The following is a 15,122-nucleotide window of genomic DNA, read 5'->3' on the forward strand; positions in this document are numbered from 1 at the left end:
CGACGCTTTTTTGCCCCACGGGTCTGCTTGGCAAGGTGGACGGGGCGAGTTGAAAGGATGTGCGCTCATGACCAAAACACCTCTTCTGGATACTGTGGCTGGCCCCGCTGATTTGAAGCGGCTGAGTGATGCTGAACTGTCCCGATTGGCGGATGAGTTGCGTGGCGACGTGATCGACGCCGTCAGCCGCACGGGCGGGCATCTGGGGTCGTCTCTGGGAGTTGTCGAATTGACCGTTGGCATTCATGCCGTGTTCGACACCCCGCGGGACAAGTTGATCTGGGATGTGGGCCATCAGTGTTACCCGCACAAGATCCTGACTGGGCGCCGTCATCGTATGGGCAGCTTGCGTCAGAAGGACGGTATCAGCGGGTTTACGAAGCGGGCCGAGAGCGATTTCGATCCCTTTGGGGCGGCCCACTCCTCGACCTCGATTTCTGCTGCTTTGGGCTTCACCGTGGGCCGCGACATGGGCATGCCGACGGGCGATGCGATTGCCGTGATTGGTGACGGATCCATCAGCGCGGGTATGGCTTATGAGGCGCTCAACAATGCGGGCCACGAGGGGCGGCGGTTGTTCGTGATCCTGAATGACAACGAGATGTCGATTGCCCCGCCCACCGGCGCCATGAGCACGTATCTGTCGAACCTGTCCCGCAATTCTCCTTTTGCTCCGCTGCATGCCATTGCCGAGGGGATGGAGGCCGCCTTGCCCAAGCCCATGCGTGATGGGGCCCGCCGGGCGCGTGAGATGGTGACGGGTGTGGAAAGCCGGGGCACGTTCTTTGAGGAACTGGGATTTGACTATATCGGCCCGATTGACGGGCATGACATGGGGCAGGTGCTGTCGGTGCTGCGCGCGGCGCGGACGCGGGCCACGGGGCCGGTGCTGATCCATGCCTGTACGGTCAAAGGCAAGGGCTACGCCCCCGCCGAGGGGTCGGCGGACAAGTATCATGGTGTGTCCAAGTTCGACGTGGAGACCGGTGAGCAATCCAAGGGCAAGAGCAATGCGCCGTCCTATACGTCTGTCTTTGGCGAGACGTTAGCCGATCTGGCGGCGCAGGACCCGTCGATTGTCGCCGTGACGGCCGCCATGCCCTCGGGCACCGGTGTGAACAAGATTGCGGACCGCTTTCCGGGGCGTGTGTTTGACGTGGGCATTGCCGAACAGCACGGCGTGACCTTTGCTGCCGGGATGGCGGCGAGCGGGTTGAAGCCGTTTTGCGCGATTTATTCGACCTTCTTGCAGCGCGGCTATGATCAGGTTGTGCATGACGTGGTGCTGCAGGGCCTGCCTGTGCGTTTTGCGATCGACCGGGCGGGTTTGGTCGGGGCCGATGGGGCCACCCATGCGGGGTCCTTTGATATCGGCTATCTCGCGTCTTTGCCGGGGATCGTGGTGATGGCCGCAGCGGATGAGGCGGAGTTGGTGCATATGGTCACCACTGCCGCCGCCCATGACAGCGGGCCAATTGCCTTCCGCTATCCGCGTGGCAACGGGCGTGGGGTCGAGATGCCGGAGCAAGGCGATGTGCTGGAGATTGGTAAGGGCCGGATGATCCAAGAAGGGTCGGACGTGGCGTTGTTGTCGCTGGGCACACATCTGGATGCCTGTGAACGCGCTGCGGCGCGGCTTGAGGCGGAGGGGGTGTCGGTGTCCATTGCCGATGCGCGTTTTGCCAAGCCCCTGGATATCGAGATGATCCGCAACCTGGCCACCGGCCATGAGCTGCTGGTGACGGTGGAGCAGGGGGCCATGGGCGGTTTTGGGGCGATGGTGTTGCAGGTCATGGCGGCCGAGGGGCTGCTGGATCAGGGGCTAAAGGTGCGCACGATGCATCTGCCTGACCGGTTCATTGATCAGGCCAGCCCGGACGAGATGTATGAAGATGCCGGTCTGACGGCGGCGGATATTGTGAAAACCGTGCGCGATGCCGTGAGGCGGGCCGAGAGCAATGTGGTTGATCTGATCGCGGGAGAGTAAGGCTCCGCTTATTCGACCTTCAAGCGCCGCTCGACGCCTTTGCCGGAGCGTCCGAATTCCCTGTTTCAAAAAAATCCCCGCCGGAGGCTCCGACGTCAGCTGTTGGAGCCTCCGGCGGTCGTATTTTCAGTCAGAAGAAACACGCGCCCGGGCTGCGGCCGCCTGCTCAGGCAGTCCGGACTTTTCGTAAACCCCTGCCAGCATGGTGTTGAGCGGAATGCCATCGGGATCGAAGGTGCGGCGCATTTCAAGGACTTGTTGCGCCTGTGATGTGCGGCCCGCGCGGATCAGCGCATCGAGGTGGATCTGTTCAAAGAGGTCACGTTGGGCATGGCTGCCGCCGCATTCGGCGAGGCGGGGCAGGGCCTTGCCCAGAAAGCGGATGCAATCGTCGTAATCCTCAGCCGCATGCGCGGCGATGCCGTGCGCGGCCCAAAGGGCCACGTCGCGCCAGACGTGCCAGTCGTGTTTGCTTTCATCCTCCGCGCGCGCTTCGATGGCTTTCAGCAGCGTTTCACCTTCGGGGCGGTGGGTGCGGCCAAGCGCGTAGAGGTATTGCAGGGTGAGGAAGGCGCTGACTGTGTCGGCGCCCCGCTTTGCCACGTGGTCAGCCACGTCTTGCCAGCGGTTGCCGACATTGACCCCGGCAAATTCGATCCGGGCGAGCAGCGACACAGCACCGACCTGATCCTGCGAGTAGTCCTTGTTCACGCCCCAGACATGGGTGTCGTAGGCGGCCAGCAAATCGTCGGTGCGCCCGGCGGAGATGTAGAACAGCGCCAGATGCCACCAGTTGTGGGTGTGCATGAAGCTGTTGAGGTCGGCCCAATGGTGGGCGACGGATTCAAGGAAAGCGGTGCCCTGGGCCACCTGGCCGCGGGTGAGGTAGATGTGTGCTAGGGCGTGGTGTGCCCAGGGTTCGCTTTCGTCCAGGGTCAGTGCGTGGCGTGCGGCGGCTTCTGCGTCATCCAGTAGGTGGCATTCCTCGAACCCGAAGGCGCGCATGCCGTGGGCGTAGGCGATGTCACCCGCCCCCGGTTGCGCCTTTTGTGCGATGCGCAGCATGGCCGGGAAATCACCGATGTTGAACGTGTGGTATTGACCCAGTTTCAGCATGACCATGTCGCGGGGATAGGCGCTGACCGTGGCTTCGCACAGTTCGATAAGTTTCGGGATGTCGCCAGCCACGAACAGGCGCGCGGCTTCGATTGCGGCCTGCTCGCGGGGCGTGAGATCGGTTGCCGCCAGAGCATTGTCGAGGAAGGGGTGTGCCAGTTTTGGCGCTGCGGGCGCTTCGAGCAGCATGTACAGGATCGCGGCATAGGCATTGGCAAGGCCGTTGTCCGGGTCCGCCTTAGCCGCTTTCAGCACATTCACGGCCTTGGTCTGGAAGCTGATGAACCCGTGCACGAAGTCGTCGATCCCTTGGCGGGTTGTGTCGTTGTTGCACGTGATGGGCAGGCCGTAGAGGTCTTGCATGGTGCCTCCTTCAGATTGGGTGTTTGGCGGCATAGGCGCACAGCAATTCAGCCACCTGGTCGGGGGCGTCCCAGTGGATGGAGTGTCCGGCCCCTTCGAGGATGTGGTGGGGCAGATGGCTGAGCACGGCGAGGATGTGATCGGGCGGCACGATCAGGTCAAGCGCGCCGATGAGCACCTGCGTGGGGCAGGTTGGGCTGGCCAGATCGGTGCCATCGAAGCCGCGCAGGGCGGTCAGTTGGTGTTCCATGGCATCGGTAGACTGGGCGTGCGGGTAGGCGAGGCTGTCGGCGACCGCCTGATCCACCGCTTTGGGATCGTTGTAGACGCGCGGATTGAAGAGCCACGGGAACAGTGCGCGCAGCCATGTATCTTCGGGTGCCGAGCTGCGCCGGATTGCGATGAGGTTTGCGAACAGCGCCGTGTTGCGCGGCAGGCGTACGGGGGCGGACGCCGCGATATGGGTCGAGGCCATCCGGTCGGGCACCTCTTGTGCCATGTGCAGGGCAATGATCCCGCCCATTGAATGTCCGATCGTGTGATACCGTTCAAAGCCCAGATGACCCATCAGTGCCAGTGCGTCCTTGCACATCAGATCGATGCTGACCGGTGCGTCCCATGGGGTGGTTTGCCCTGTCGTTCGGTTGTCAGGTGTGATGCAGGTGAAGTGGTTTTGCAGGAGCGGGACCAGGGGCATCCAGCTCGCATGGTCCGACATGAAGCCCGGCAGCATCAACAGCGGTGGTCCGTCGCCCGTTACCTTGTAGTGCAGGGCGATGTCGTCGCGCTCAAATGTTGGCATTGAGCTGTCCCCATGTTGGCAGCAGGTCGCCCGATGCTGGTGTTGCGGCATACACACCGCGTGCGATGGCGCGGCTGAGGCACAATGCAGCGGCGTGGCCGATCAGCGCCAAATCCCGTGGTGTTGTCATGGGCCTCGCGCTGGTCGAGACGCTGAACACGAGGTCCCCGTCACTGGGACTGTGCGCCGGGACGCAGGCGCGGGCTATGCCGTCATGTGCGGCGATGGCAACCCGTTGGCATTGCGCCTTGTCGAGTGTCGCGTTGGTCGCAACGATGGCGATCGTAGTATTCGCCCGTTCCAGCATTGCCGTCAGTTTGCGGCTGTCATGGGTCCGTCCGAGCCCCGCGTGTGCGTCGGGGCCAAGGCCGCCAAACTCACCGTCGATCTCGAATGGTGCGGCCCAGAAGTGCTTGTCGCCCGGCGTCGTCACACTGCCCATGGGGTTGGCCGCGACGAGCGCGCCGACCGTGATCCCGCTGTCGAGGGTAAGCGACGCGGTTCCGAGGCCGCCTTTCATCATGGCGGTCATGGCGCCCGTGCCCGCGCCGACTGTGCCGATGGGTGTGCTGTGTGTTGCCGCCTCAAACGCGGCCCGTCCGAGCGCGGGGTAGGGCGTGTCGGTCCAGGTCTGATCGCCTCCGGACAACAGGTCGAAGATGATCGCCCCCGGCACAAGCGGGATGATCGTGTTACCCACCCGGTAGCCGCGCCCCGTGGCCCGCAGCCCTTCGACCACGCCGGAACAGGCGTCGAGGCCGTAGGCGCTGCCACCCGACAACACCAAAGCATCTACTTGCGCCACGGATTTGTCCGGTGCCAACAGGTCTGTTTCGCGTGTGCCTGGCGCGCCGCCCTGGACTGAGACCGAGGCCGTGAAAGGCGTGTCTGCCGTCAGCACTGTCACGCCGGATTTCAGCCTGTCATCCTGCGCGTGGCCGACCTTGAGCCCTTCGATGTCCGTGATCGCGTTTTGCGGCCCTGGGGTCATTTTGAATTTGTGCCTCCGGCGGGAAGTTTTTGGAACTGAGAAAGGAGACGCGATCGCGTCAGATGCGCGGTTTGGGTGCTGCAGTGGCGGGGTCGCCCGTGTTGGGCACGCCCTTGGGTTCGATCAGCAGGACCTTGCATTCTGTTTCCGCGCGGGGGCGGTGGGTGACGCCTTTGGGTACGATGAACAATTCGCCTGCTTTGACGGGATGGCTTTGATCTTCGATGTCCATGACCATCTCGCCCTCAAGCACGAGAAAGAAATCGTCGGTGTCTTCGTGCAGGTGGAAGGGGAATTCGCCCTGGAACTTGACCACCATGACATCGTTGTCGTTGTAGTCGGCGACCACGTGCGGGTCCCAATGGGTGTTGAATTGGGCCAGCTTGGCGTTGAGATTGATTGGATTCATCAGTGGCTCCTGTCTTGGGCACATCATGCCCGAACGCGGGCCACCCACAAGAGGGGTTTGGGCAGCGGTGGAGTTCAGTGCCCCATTGTTCGTTTTGCGAGACTTTTCTGCCGTTCACGGGGGCCAATTTAACGTCTGCTTTGCTCTGACCCGGATTCGCCAAAGCCATCTTTCATGAGGGAGTCCAGCATCGGACAGGCCGCAGTTCCGTCGTCACAATTCGAGGACAGGCTCAGAAGTGCTTCGCGGAGGCGTTTCAGGTTTTCGATCTTTGCGTTGATGTCATCCAAATGATTTTCGGCCAAGGTCTTCACCTCACCGCAACTACGATCATCCTGCTCCGTCAACGAGAGGAATGTCTGTATGATCGAGATCGGGAAGCCCAGATCTCGACAGCGCCGCACAAACCTCAATTTCGCAATTTCATCGGGTGAATATAGCCTGCGCCCTCCCGCCGACCGGCCCGGCTTAGGAACAATGCCTTCGCGCTCATAGTATCGGATCGTTTCGATGTTCACGCCGCTTTGTTCTGATGCCTTGCCGATGGTGAACATTTTACTTGCTCCTGTAGCCACTACAGGAACTAAAACCGCAGTATGGACATGAACGCAAATCAACAATCAGCGACTGAATCCGGCGTAGCTGCGCGGCTGGTCATGCCAATCGCGGCACTTCTCGCATTGTTGTCAGCCTCATGCTGTGTGTTGCCAATCGGGCTGTCCATCATCGGCCTCGGAGGTACATGGCTCACGATGCTCGGGCCTTTCATTGCGTATCGGGGTTTCATCCTTGTCGCAGTCGCCATAGCGCTCATCTGGGCGTGGTATCGGTTGATCTGGCCCAGAACATGCGCAATGCGTAAGCGATCCGCCATAGTCTGGGTTTCCTTCGCCACCATTGCCTTCTTGGTTGCACTGTCATCGCCATATTGGGAAGCCTCAGCACAACGGTTCATGTGGGATTTGTGGAGATCGACCCGATGAAGAACAAATTGCTGGCCCTTGGCCTTGGCGGCACAGTCTTGGCGATCCTCTGCTGTTTTGCGCCACTGTTGCCGATTGTGCTTACAGCCCTTGGTCTGACGGGCCTGCTTGGCTTTCTCTACAACGATGCTGTTTTGCTGCCGATCTTGGCAAGTTTTCTCATACTGACGGGGTACGCGCTATGGCGACAGAAGCAACAAAAGTAGTCTTGGAATCCACGCTGACCTGTCCGTCATGCGGGCATGTCGAGACGGAAACCATGCCCACCGACGCCTGCCAGTGGTTCTATGAATGCAAGTCCTGCCAGACAGTTTTGAAACCGCTCGAAGGCGACTGTTGCGTGTACTGTTCATACGCAACAGTGCCGTGTCCCCCTATCCAAGAAGGCAAGTCGTGCTGCGCATAGCGGACTTTCGACACATCGCAGCAAGTCGGTAGGTCTGGGCTCATTTCGAACGTTGAGCCATCAACGCATAACCACCAAGGCGGTTTCAGATACACCGCCCACCGTCGATCTCAAGCGCCACGCCGGTGATCATTGACGCGGCATCAGAGCAAAGGAAGGTGGCAGCGGACCCCATGTCTTGCGGGGTGGAGAAGCGGCCAAGGGGAATGGTGGACAGGAATTTCGCGCGGGTTTCGGGCGTGTCTTCGCCCATGAACGACTTGAGCAGAGGTGTTTCACCTGCCACCGGGTTGATCGCGTTCACGCGCACGCCATGGGGCGCAAGTTCAACCGCCATCGCCTTGGTCGCCGTGATCATCCAGCCCTTTGAGGCGTTGTACCAGTTCAGCCGGGGCCGGGGGCTGACCCCCGCGGTGGAGGCCACGTTGAGAATGGCGCCTGTTCCGCGGTCTTTGAAATGTGGGACCAGGCTGCGGGCGGTGAGGTAGACGGACTTGGCGTTGACCGCCAGCACGCGGTCGAAATCCTCTTCCGTCACATCCTCGAGCGCTTGGGGCAGGTGGGTGATGCCTGCGTTGTTCACCAGGATATCCAAATTGCCGAAAGTCTTGAGTACGTGGTCGGCAAGGGCCTGCACGGATGCGCCAATGGACACATCGACTTCGAAGGCAATGCCGCCAATGTCCTGCGCAATTGCTTTTGCACCATCGCCGTCGATATCCGCGACCATGACTTGCGACCCTTCAGCAGCAAAGGCGCGCGCGATCCCTTCACCAAAGCCGCTGGCTCCGCCCGTGACGATGGCTGTTTTGCCTTCAAGCTGCATGTGACACCTCTCCGATGAAATCTCGCATGAGGGTATAGAACGCCTCTGCCGCGTCAAAGTCGACCGTGTGGCCCGCGTTGTCCAGCAGGTGGTAGCGGGCGTCAGGCAGGTGTTGTGCGATTTCAGCGCCGAACGGATGGGGCATGATGGGGTCTTGTTTGCCCGAGATGACGAGGGCGGGGCAGGTGATCTTTGCAAGCCCGGGGCGGAAGTCGAACCGCCCATGTTCGTTTTTTGGTCCGTTGAAGTGCATGGCAACCGGGTTCTTGACGATCATGCGCGCGACCATGCCCTGGTCCAGACCCTTGACCGAGTAGAGCGGAAAGCAGGTGTCGAAATAGGCTTGCCTGCGCTCTGGTGTGGGGTCTGACCAGTAGGTGCGCGCGACCTTACCGGCCTTCGCTCCGCCGATGCGCGTGAAAGCGTCGAACACCGCTTCGAAATCCACGTGGGCCGCTGTGACTGACAGAATAAGCCCCGACAGCCGGCCGGGGTGCCGCGTGGCAAAGGATTGCGCAACGTAGCCGCCGAAAGACGCGCCGTAGATGATGGGTTTCTCGATCTCCAGAACGTCGCACAGCCCGGCAATATCATCGCCCCACTGCGCGAGGGTCCATGTTTCGGGATCGCCATTGTCTGATCGTCCGTTTCCACGATGATCGACATAGACGATCTGGCACAGGTCGGCGAGTTGGCTCAGATGCGGTTTGTAGATCGAATGATCCGCCCCCGGACCGCCATGCAGGGCGATGAGCGTGGGTTTTTCGCGCATCATCTTGCCGTCGGGGACAAGGCCTGCGCCCTCTATGTCAACATAGAGCCGAACGCCGTTTACCTCGATCCGCATTACGCCGTCGCCCTCCCGCCCGATTGGTCGAAACAGAACCCGGTGGTGAAACTGGCCTCATCCGAGGCGAGCCAGCAGGCCATACTTGCGATTTCGTCCACCGTGCCGAAGCGGCCCATGGGAATCTTGGACTGCATAAAGTCGATATGCTCTTGCGTCATCTGGTCGAAGATGGCTGTGCGCACTGCCGCCGGAGCGATGGCGTTGCAGGTCACGCCGCTCGTCGCCAACTCCTTGCCCAGTGATTTGGTCAGGCCGATGACGCCTGCCTTCGAGGCCGAGTATGCAGGGGCGTTCGGGTTGCCTTCCTTCCCCGCGATCGAGGCGATGTTGATGATCCGCCCCCACCCCTTGGCCCGCATCACGGGGGCAGCTGCGCGGTTGCAGTAGAAAACGGCGTTCAGGTTCAGATCGTGTACCTTCAACCAGTCGTCGATGGGGTAGTCCCATGTGGTTGTGTTTGGCCCGGTGATTCCGGCAGAGCATACGAGGATGTCCGGGTTAGCGTCTTGCATGGCCAGTGCCACGGCGTCTGCATCCGTCACGTCGATTTGGCGGCTGTCCATGTCCAACGCGTCAAGGGCATCGGCATTGATGTCCCAAATCTCGACCGTTCCACCTTCGGCTGTGATCCGTTTTGCGATGCCGTGACCCAGCCCGGCGGCGCCCCCGGTGATGACCGCTTTGCGGCCCTGAAAGCGGTTTTCGAAAATCATGAGGTGTCCTTTCCGATTGTCTGGCTGTGCGCCCCGATTTCAGCCGTGATGCGCGGCCACAGTTTTCAGGGTTGAGAAGCCGTATAGCGCCTCGAACCCCTTTTCGCGGCCATGGCCGGATTTGCCGATCCCACCGAAAGGCAGTTCAACACCGCCGCCCGCGCCGTAGTTGTTGATAAAGATTTGACCCGAGCGCAGCGCTTTTGCCAGACGCATCTGCCGCGCGCCGTCGCGCGTCCAGACGCTGGCGACAAGGCCGTAGTCGGTGCTGTTGGCGATGCGCAGGGCGTCTTCTTCTGTGTCGAAGGGGATCAGCACTTGTACCGGGCCAAACACTTCATCGCGGGCAAGCGTGTGATCTGGCGGGACGTTTTCAAACAGGGTGGGGAGGACATAGGCGCCGCTATCGGGCGCATCTTGCAGGTGGCCTTGGGCGGCGATGGTCAGGTCCGCGCCTTTTTCAAGGAACCCTTCAACAATCTGTTTCTGCCGGGCCGAGATCAGGGGCCCGATGCGCAGGTCGTCGAGCGCGGGACCGACGCTGAGGTTGGAGTAGGCGGTGGACATACGTTTGCGTACTTCCTCGTAAACCCCGCGCTGCACAAGGATGCGGGACGAGGCGGAACAGGTCTGCCCGGCGTTTTGGACACCGGCATTCACAAGGAAGGGCAGGGCTGCATCCAGGTCGGCATCATCAAACACCAGTTGTGGGGATTTACCGCCGAGTTCCAGGGTCACGGGCACCACGTTGGCCCCTGCCGCCTGTTGCACCAGCGCGCCAGTGCAGACTGAGCCGGTGAAGCTGATGTGCTGCACACCGGGATGGGACGCTAGGGCCGCACCGGCCTCGGACCCCAGCCCGGGGACCACGTTCAGCGCGCCATCGGGCAGCCCGGCCTCTGCCGCTATGTGAGTAAAAGCGAGGGCGGTCAGGCACGCCTCTTCTGCTGGTTTGAGAACACATGCGTTGCCCATCGCAAGGGCTGCGCCAACTGACCGCCCGATGATCTGCATTGGGTAGTTCCATGGCACGAGGTGGCCCGTGACCCCATGTGGCTCGCGCAGGGTATAGACGGTGTAACCATCCATATAGGGGATAGTCTCACCGGTGATCTTGTCCGCGGCACCCCCGTAGAATTCCATGTATCGGGCCAGCGCAACGGCGTCGGCGCGGGCTTGGGTGAGCGGTTTGCCGACATCCAGAGCTTCGAGTGTGGCGAGGTCGTCGACCCGGTCCAGCACGCAACGCCCGATCCCGGTCAGGATACGCCCCCGTTCGGTGGCCGTCATTCGACCCCAATCGCTTTCACGCGCTGCATGAGCGGCTGCCACGGCGCCATCGATGTCCTGCGCTTGCCCGCGCGCGATCCGGGCCAGGTCGCTACCATCCGACGGGTTGATGAGGGGGAGCGTGTCACTGGCCGCGCGCCATGTGCCACCGATCAGCATCAGCGAGGGGTCGAACCAGAGGGCGTCGGTCATGGAAGGCTCCTTGCGCGTGTTGTTTCATGGAGTGGCAATTGCGGCGCGGCGTCAATCAATTGCCTTGTGTAGGGGTGTTGCGGATCGCTAAAGACAGCTTCGGTCTGGCCTGCCTCTACAATCCTTCCTTTCTGCATGACCATCACCCGGTCGGTGATCGTACGCACGACGCTCAGGTCGTGGCTGATGAAAAGGTAAGTCAGATCGTACTGGCGACAGAGTTCCGCAATCAGGTCAAGGATTTGCGCGCGCACCGAGACGTCAAGCGCGCTGACCGCTTCATCAAAGATCACCAGTTCGGGTCTGATCATCAGGGCGCGGGCGATGGCGAGCCGTTGCCGTTGTCCGCCCGAGAATTGGTGGGGGTACTTTTGCGCATCGTCGGGTGACAAGCCCACATCCGTCAGAGCCGACTCGATGCGGACATCGTGATCCCTTGGCGGGCTGTCCAACAGATGAAAAGGCTCCGTGATCAGACGTGCGACTTGGTGGCGGGGGTTGAAGCTGCCGTAAGGGTCCTGAAACACCACCTGCATCTTGCGCCTGACGGACGGGTCCGTGACGGGCGTGCCGTCAAGCGTGATCGACCCGTCTTGCACCGGTTCAAGCCCGAGGATGGCGCGCGTGAGGGTGGACTTGCCGCAGCCGCTTTCCCCCACAAGGCCCAGTCGTTCGCCGCGCTTGATGTCAAAGCTCACGTTGTCCACCGCACGATGTGTCCCCGCGGGGACAAACAGTTTCGTGCGGGGCAGGGTGTAATCGCGCACGACGTTTTGCACCCGTAACAGCGGAGCTTGCTCCGCCCCGCCCGGCAGATCGACGCGGTGGTTGGAGGCGGCCAGCAAGGCTTGGGTATAGGGGTGCTGCGGGTCGGCCAGTAAGGCGGGCGTGTCGCCCGCCTCGACCACTTCACCGTGACGCATGACGACGATCCGGTCGGCCATCTCGGCCACGACCGCAAGGTCATGGGTGATCATCAACAGGCCCATCCCATCCTCAGCGGCGAGGCGTTTGAGCAAGGTCAGGATTTGGGCCTGCGTGGTGACGTCAAGCGCCGTGGTGGGTTCGTCTGCAATCAACAGCTTGGGTCCGCACGCGATGGCAATGGCGATGACAACGCGCTGACGCTGTCCGCCGGACAGCTCATGCGGGTAGCGGGACAGGGGGATACTTTCTAGTCCCACACGGTCCAGGACCTCCCGTGCACGGCTTTGCGGGTTGAGGTCGGGCCGGTGCAGGCGCACCGTTTCTGAGACTTGGGCGCCGATGGTCTGCACCGGGTTAAGCGCTGTCATCGGCTCTTGAAAAACCATGCCCGCGAGGTCGCCGCGCAAGGTGCAGAGCGTGGCTTCATCCAACTCCAGCATCTCGTGGCCGTCGAGGGTGATGGCTCCCGTGGCCTCGGACCGTGCGGGCAGCAATTGCATCACGGCCAGCGCCGTCATGGACTTGCCGGACCCGCTTTCCCCGGTGACGGCGACAACCTCTCGGGATGCCAACGACAGGGACACGTCCCGCAGGATCGGGGCGCCTGCGATGGACAGAGACAGACCGTTGATGGACAGAAGGCTCATATTCGCGCCACCCGCAGTTTCGGATCAAGCGCATCCCGCAACCCGTCGCCCAAAAGGTTCAGACCAAGCACTGTCAGGATGATCGCCATCCCCGGCACCAGCGCCATATGGGGCGCGATGCTGACCAGCGTTTGCGCGTCCGCCAGCATCCGCCCCCAGCTGGGAGTGGGTGGTTGTGCGCCGAGACCGACATAGGACAAGGCCGCTTCGGCCAGTATCCCCAAAGAGAACTGGATCGTGGCCTGTACGATCAGCAGGTTCGCGATGTTTGGCAGGATGTGTTCAATACTGATCCGCGCGGCCCCTTTGCCCGCAACCCGCGCTGCCAGGATGAATTCGCGTGCCCAGAGGGGCAGGGCGCCACCGCGTGTGACGCGCGCAAAAACGGGGATGTTGAAGATGCCGATGGCAATGATGGCGTTGATCGCCCCTGCGCCGAAGACGGCTGTGATCAGGATGGCGATGACAAGTGATGGAAAGGCAAAGATCAGGTCATTGCCGCGCATGATGACCTCGTCCACCCAGCCGCCTTGCCGCGCGGCGGCCCACAGGCCCAAGGGAACACCCAGCCCGATGCCGATGCCAACAGCGACGCAAGCCACGGCGATGGATGTGCGCGCGCCCACCATGATCATCGAAAGCATATCACGCCCGAAATGGTCCGTGCCGAACCAGTGTGTGCTGTTCGGGGTTTGCAGCTTGTCGGGGATGTTCATCGCGCCGTGATCAAACGGAGTCCAGACAAAGGACAAAAGCGCTGCGATGACCATGAGCGCCGACAGCGCCCCGCCAAGGATCAAGGCCCGGTTCATGTGCGCGCCCTCAGCCTTGGATCGACGGCGGCATAGGCCAGATCGACGAGGAAGTTCACCGTGATCACGGCAAAGACCAGCAGCATTGTCACGCTCTCCACCACGATCAGGTCGCGGGCCGAGATGCTTTGGAAGATGAGCCGTCCGAGGCCGGGCAGGTAGAACACCTGTTCGATGATGATCCCGCCTGCGAGCAGGAACGAGAATTGCAGGCCGAGGATCGTCAGCACCGGGATCATTGCATTGCGCAAGCCATGGCGGCGCAGGGCGGCCCCGCGGCTCAGCCCCTTGGCCCGCGCCGTGCGCATGAAGTCTTCGTCCAGCACATCCAGCAGCGATGACCGCATGACGCGCGCAAGGATGGCGGCTTGGGGCAGGGCAAGCGCGATGGCGGGCAGGGTGAGGGATTTCATGGCTGCGAATACGCCCTTGTCCCAACCAGCAAATCCGCCCGCGCTGAACCAGCGCAGGTTGATGGCAAAGATCAGGACCAGCATCATCGCAAACCAGAAATTGGGGATGGCGATGCCCACCTGGGTTGCACCCATCACGCCCACATCGCCTGCCTTGCCCCGGCGGGACGCGGCATAGATGCCTGCCGGGAAGGCGATGATCGTCGACAAGGTCAGAGCATACAGCGCAAGCGGCAGGGACACCCAAAGCCGGTCAGCAATCATTTCTGCAACGGGTGTGCGGTACTGATAGGACGTCCCGAAATCGCCCTGCACCATGCCTCCAACCCAGGACAGGTATCGCTGCCATTTCGGTTGATCGATACCCAGTTCGACCCGTAGGGCGGCGAGCGTGTCCTCCTGCGCGTTGATCCCCAGCATGAAGGACGCCGGATCGCCGGGCGCCACTTCGATCACCGCAAAGATCAGCAGCGACGCAATGGCGAGGCTGATGAACAAGGACAGAAGCCGTTTGAGAGTGTAGCGCAGCATATGGCTGCGACGTTAGGCGGGCGGATCAGTGCAGGCAAGCACGTCGGTGAGTGCACCGAGATCACGGGCAAGCGTGGCCATGGCCATCCCTCGGATCGTCCCGACATAGCAGTCCTGCGACCAGCCGCAGGTTTGTGTCAGGTTTTCCCAGTTGCGAACCGAAAGGAGGGTCCAGAGCAGGTCGGTGGCCTGTTCCATGTCGGTGCCGGGGGGCAGGGTGCCGTCCTCGGCCAGCGCCGCGATGGCGGCGGCGCATCCTTCGCGCATGTCCTGCATACGGGTGTTCCAGGCGGCTGCCGCTTCGGAATCCGTGTCTGTGACGGCCATAATGGCACGGGCCACACCATATATCTTGGGGATGTAGTTGCCCCATGCCGTGACAAAGGCATCCAGCCGTTCTGCGCCAGATCGTGCGCCCCTGCTAGGGGCAAGGCCCGTATCGATGTCGTTCAGCCGGTCCTGATAGCGCGTTGCCGCCACCAGCAGGTCGGTCCGGCTGGGAAAGTGCAGATACACCGCTTGCCGGCTGATCCCCGTTGCCCGCGCGATGTCGGACATCGTGGGCAGTTTTGCATCGGGCGCTTCCAGCAGCTTCAGGGTCGCCTGCAGAATTTTGGTCGGGGTATCGATCAGGTCACTTGACATGCTGTCAAGAAGCACATAGTTGACACGATGTCAATTTACACAGTGTCAAGCAATAACGGAGACATCTCATGACCAAGAAGGTTTTCATCTGGGTGGCGCATCCCAAGGCCGGATCGCTGAATGCAGCCTTGGCGGAACGCTATGCGCAAGGGGCCCGGGCCAAAGGGGCCGAGGTGCGGATCATGCACCTGTCGGACATGGAAACAGAACACGGCTATG

Annotated in this window: 17 protein-coding genes; 3 read left to right on the forward strand and 14 right to left on the reverse strand. The window is 61.7% G+C overall.

The window, feature by feature from the left end; genetic code table 11:
- Positions 1-67 precede the first annotated feature (67 nt).
- Positions 68-1,987, forward strand: a complete 1,920-nt coding sequence (gene dxs, locus Q1A51_RS24010) for a 1-deoxy-D-xylulose-5-phosphate synthase (RefSeq protein ID WP_299606255.1) — start codon at positions 68-70, stop codon at positions 1,985-1,987.
- A gap of 126 nt (positions 1,988-2,113) precedes the next feature.
- On the opposite strand, the gene Q1A51_RS24015 is transcribed toward dxs, so the two are convergent.
- The 6 genes from Q1A51_RS24015 to Q1A51_RS24040 all read right to left on the reverse strand — a co-directional run bounded on the left by Q1A51_RS24015 (position 2,114) and on the right by Q1A51_RS24040 (position 6,623).
- Complete coding sequence (locus Q1A51_RS24015; protein WP_299606258.1) at positions 2,114-3,466, reverse strand: tetratricopeptide repeat protein; 1,353 nt, start codon at positions 3,464-3,466, stop codon at positions 2,114-2,116.
- 10 nt (positions 3,467-3,476) lie between these two features.
- A complete protein-coding gene (locus Q1A51_RS24020; RefSeq protein WP_299606260.1) occupies positions 3,477-4,268 on the reverse strand; it encodes an alpha/beta fold hydrolase in 792 nt (263 codons plus the stop codon).
- Complete coding sequence (locus Q1A51_RS24025; RefSeq protein ID WP_299606262.1) at positions 4,255-5,259, reverse strand: P1 family peptidase; 1,005 nt, start codon at positions 5,257-5,259, stop codon at positions 4,255-4,257. The genes Q1A51_RS24020 and Q1A51_RS24025 overlap by 14 nt, the downstream gene beginning before the upstream one ends.
- A 58-nt stretch (positions 5,260-5,317) precedes the next feature.
- Positions 5,318-5,668 (reverse strand): cupin domain-containing protein, encoded by a 351-nt coding sequence (locus tag Q1A51_RS24030; protein ID WP_299606264.1) that lies wholly within the window; start codon positions 5,666-5,668, stop codon positions 5,318-5,320.
- 128 nt (positions 5,669-5,796) lie between these two features.
- Complete coding sequence (locus Q1A51_RS24035; RefSeq protein ID WP_299606266.1) at positions 5,797-6,222, reverse strand: helix-turn-helix domain-containing protein; 426 nt, start codon at positions 6,220-6,222, stop codon at positions 5,797-5,799.
- 59 nt (positions 6,223-6,281) lie between these two features.
- A complete protein-coding gene (locus Q1A51_RS24040; protein ID WP_299606268.1) occupies positions 6,282-6,623 on the reverse strand; it encodes a hypothetical protein in 342 nt (113 codons plus the stop codon).
- Positions 6,624-6,647: 24 nt separating this feature from the next.
- Between Q1A51_RS24040 and merF the strand changes: the two genes are divergently transcribed.
- Positions 6,648-6,857 (forward strand): mercury resistance system transport protein MerF, encoded by a 210-nt coding sequence (merF, locus tag Q1A51_RS24045; protein WP_299606271.1) that lies wholly within the window; start codon positions 6,648-6,650, stop codon positions 6,855-6,857.
- Positions 6,833-7,057, forward strand: coding sequence for a GDCCVxC domain-containing (seleno)protein (locus Q1A51_RS24050; protein WP_229884518.1), 225 nt, complete (start codon positions 6,833-6,835; stop codon positions 7,055-7,057). Before merF ends, Q1A51_RS24050 begins: the two co-directional genes overlap by 25 nt.
- Positions 7,058-7,142: 85 nt before the next feature.
- Here Q1A51_RS24050 and Q1A51_RS24055 read toward each other — a convergent pair whose 3' ends face one another.
- Genes Q1A51_RS24055 through Q1A51_RS24090 form a run of 8 tightly spaced genes read right to left on the reverse strand, consistent with a single transcriptional unit; the run spans position 7,143 to position 14,903 of the window.
- The gene (locus tag Q1A51_RS24055; protein WP_299606278.1) at positions 7,143-7,883 is read right to left on the reverse strand and encodes an SDR family oxidoreductase; all 741 of its coding nucleotides are present in this window, start codon (positions 7,881-7,883) and stop codon (positions 7,143-7,145) included.
- Complete coding sequence (locus Q1A51_RS24060; protein ID WP_299606281.1) at positions 7,873-8,730, reverse strand: alpha/beta hydrolase; 858 nt, start codon at positions 8,728-8,730, stop codon at positions 7,873-7,875. The genes Q1A51_RS24055 and Q1A51_RS24060 overlap by 11 nt, the downstream gene beginning before the upstream one ends.
- On the reverse strand, positions 8,730-9,446 hold the full coding sequence (locus Q1A51_RS24065; protein WP_299606284.1) for an SDR family NAD(P)-dependent oxidoreductase: 717 nt from the start codon (positions 9,444-9,446) through the stop codon (positions 8,730-8,732). The genes Q1A51_RS24060 and Q1A51_RS24065 overlap by 1 nt, the downstream gene beginning before the upstream one ends.
- Before the next feature lie 39 nt (positions 9,447-9,485).
- Positions 9,486-10,928 carry an aldehyde dehydrogenase family protein gene (locus Q1A51_RS24070; RefSeq protein ID WP_299606287.1) on the reverse strand — a complete coding sequence of 481 codons (1,443 nt, stop codon included), beginning with the start codon at positions 10,926-10,928 and terminating at the stop codon, positions 9,486-9,488.
- Entirely contained in the window at positions 10,925-12,502 is a 1,578-nt protein-coding gene (locus Q1A51_RS24075) for an ABC transporter ATP-binding protein (RefSeq protein ID WP_299606290.1), read from the reverse strand. The genes Q1A51_RS24070 and Q1A51_RS24075 overlap by 4 nt, the downstream gene beginning before the upstream one ends.
- A complete protein-coding gene (locus Q1A51_RS24080) occupies positions 12,499-13,314 on the reverse strand; it encodes an ABC transporter permease (RefSeq protein WP_299606292.1) in 816 nt (271 codons plus the stop codon). The genes Q1A51_RS24075 and Q1A51_RS24080 overlap by 4 nt, the downstream gene beginning before the upstream one ends.
- Positions 13,311-14,258 (reverse strand): ABC transporter permease, encoded by a 948-nt coding sequence (locus Q1A51_RS24085; protein WP_299606294.1) that lies wholly within the window; start codon positions 14,256-14,258, stop codon positions 13,311-13,313. Before Q1A51_RS24085 ends, Q1A51_RS24080 begins: the two co-directional genes overlap by 4 nt.
- A gap of 12 nt (positions 14,259-14,270) precedes the next feature.
- Entirely contained in the window at positions 14,271-14,903 is a 633-nt protein-coding gene (locus Q1A51_RS24090; RefSeq protein WP_299606296.1) for a TetR/AcrR family transcriptional regulator, read from the reverse strand.
- Between the last annotated feature and the right edge of the window lie 219 nt (positions 14,904-15,122).

It is taken from the genome of uncultured Tateyamaria sp., assembly GCF_947496075.1.
Lineage (GTDB): Bacteria > Pseudomonadota > Alphaproteobacteria > Rhodobacterales > Rhodobacteraceae > Tateyamaria.

Excerpts from the sequence above, each read along its gene's own strand:
- Q1A51_RS24040 (WP_299606268.1), bottom strand. The coding sequence starts at position 6,623 with ATGAACCGTTGTGCTGAGGCTTCCCAATATGGCGATGACAGTGCAACC.
- Q1A51_RS24055 (WP_299606278.1), bottom strand. The coding sequence starts at position 7,883 with ATGCAGCTTGAAGGCAAAACAGCCATCGTCACGGGCGGAGCCAGCGGC.
- Q1A51_RS24085 (WP_299606294.1), bottom strand. The coding sequence starts at position 14,258 with ATGCTGCGCTACACTCTCAAACGGCTTCTGTCCTTGTTCATCAGCCTC.
- Q1A51_RS24015 (WP_299606258.1), bottom strand. The coding sequence starts at position 3,466 with ATGCAAGACCTCTACGGCCTGCCCATCACGTGCAACAACGACACAACC.
- Q1A51_RS24025 (WP_299606262.1), bottom strand. The coding sequence starts at position 5,259 with ATGACCCCAGGGCCGCAAAACGCGATCACGGACATCGAAGGGCTCAAG.
- Q1A51_RS24035 (WP_299606266.1), bottom strand. The coding sequence starts at position 6,222 with ATGTTCACCATCGGCAAGGCATCAGAACAAAGCGGCGTGAACATCGAA.
- Q1A51_RS24080 (WP_299606292.1), bottom strand. The coding sequence starts at position 13,314 with ATGAACCGGGCCTTGATCCTTGGCGGGGCGCTGTCGGCGCTCATGGTC.
- Q1A51_RS24075 (WP_299606290.1), bottom strand. The coding sequence starts at position 12,502 with ATGAGCCTTCTGTCCATCAACGGTCTGTCTCTGTCCATCGCAGGCGCC.
- Q1A51_RS24020 (WP_299606260.1), bottom strand. The coding sequence starts at position 4,268 with ATGCCAACATTTGAGCGCGACGACATCGCCCTGCACTACAAGGTAACG.
- Q1A51_RS24050 (WP_229884518.1), top strand. The coding sequence starts at position 6,833 with ATGGCGACAGAAGCAACAAAAGTAGTCTTGGAATCCACGCTGACCTGT.
- Q1A51_RS24030 (WP_299606264.1), bottom strand. The coding sequence starts at position 5,668 with ATGAATCCAATCAATCTCAACGCCAAGCTGGCCCAATTCAACACCCAT.
- dxs (WP_299606255.1), top strand. The coding sequence starts at position 68 with ATGACCAAAACACCTCTTCTGGATACTGTGGCTGGCCCCGCTGATTTG.
- Q1A51_RS24070 (WP_299606287.1), bottom strand. The coding sequence starts at position 10,928 with ATGACCGACGCCCTCTGGTTCGACCCCTCGCTGATGCTGATCGGTGGC.
- merF (WP_299606271.1), top strand. The coding sequence starts at position 6,648 with ATGAAGAACAAATTGCTGGCCCTTGGCCTTGGCGGCACAGTCTTGGCG.
- Q1A51_RS24090 (WP_299606296.1), bottom strand. The coding sequence starts at position 14,903 with ATGTCAAGTGACCTGATCGATACCCCGACCAAAATTCTGCAGGCGACC.
- Q1A51_RS24060 (WP_299606281.1), bottom strand. The coding sequence starts at position 8,730 with ATGCGGATCGAGGTAAACGGCGTTCGGCTCTATGTTGACATAGAGGGC.
- Q1A51_RS24065 (WP_299606284.1), bottom strand. The coding sequence starts at position 9,446 with ATGATTTTCGAAAACCGCTTTCAGGGCCGCAAAGCGGTCATCACCGGG.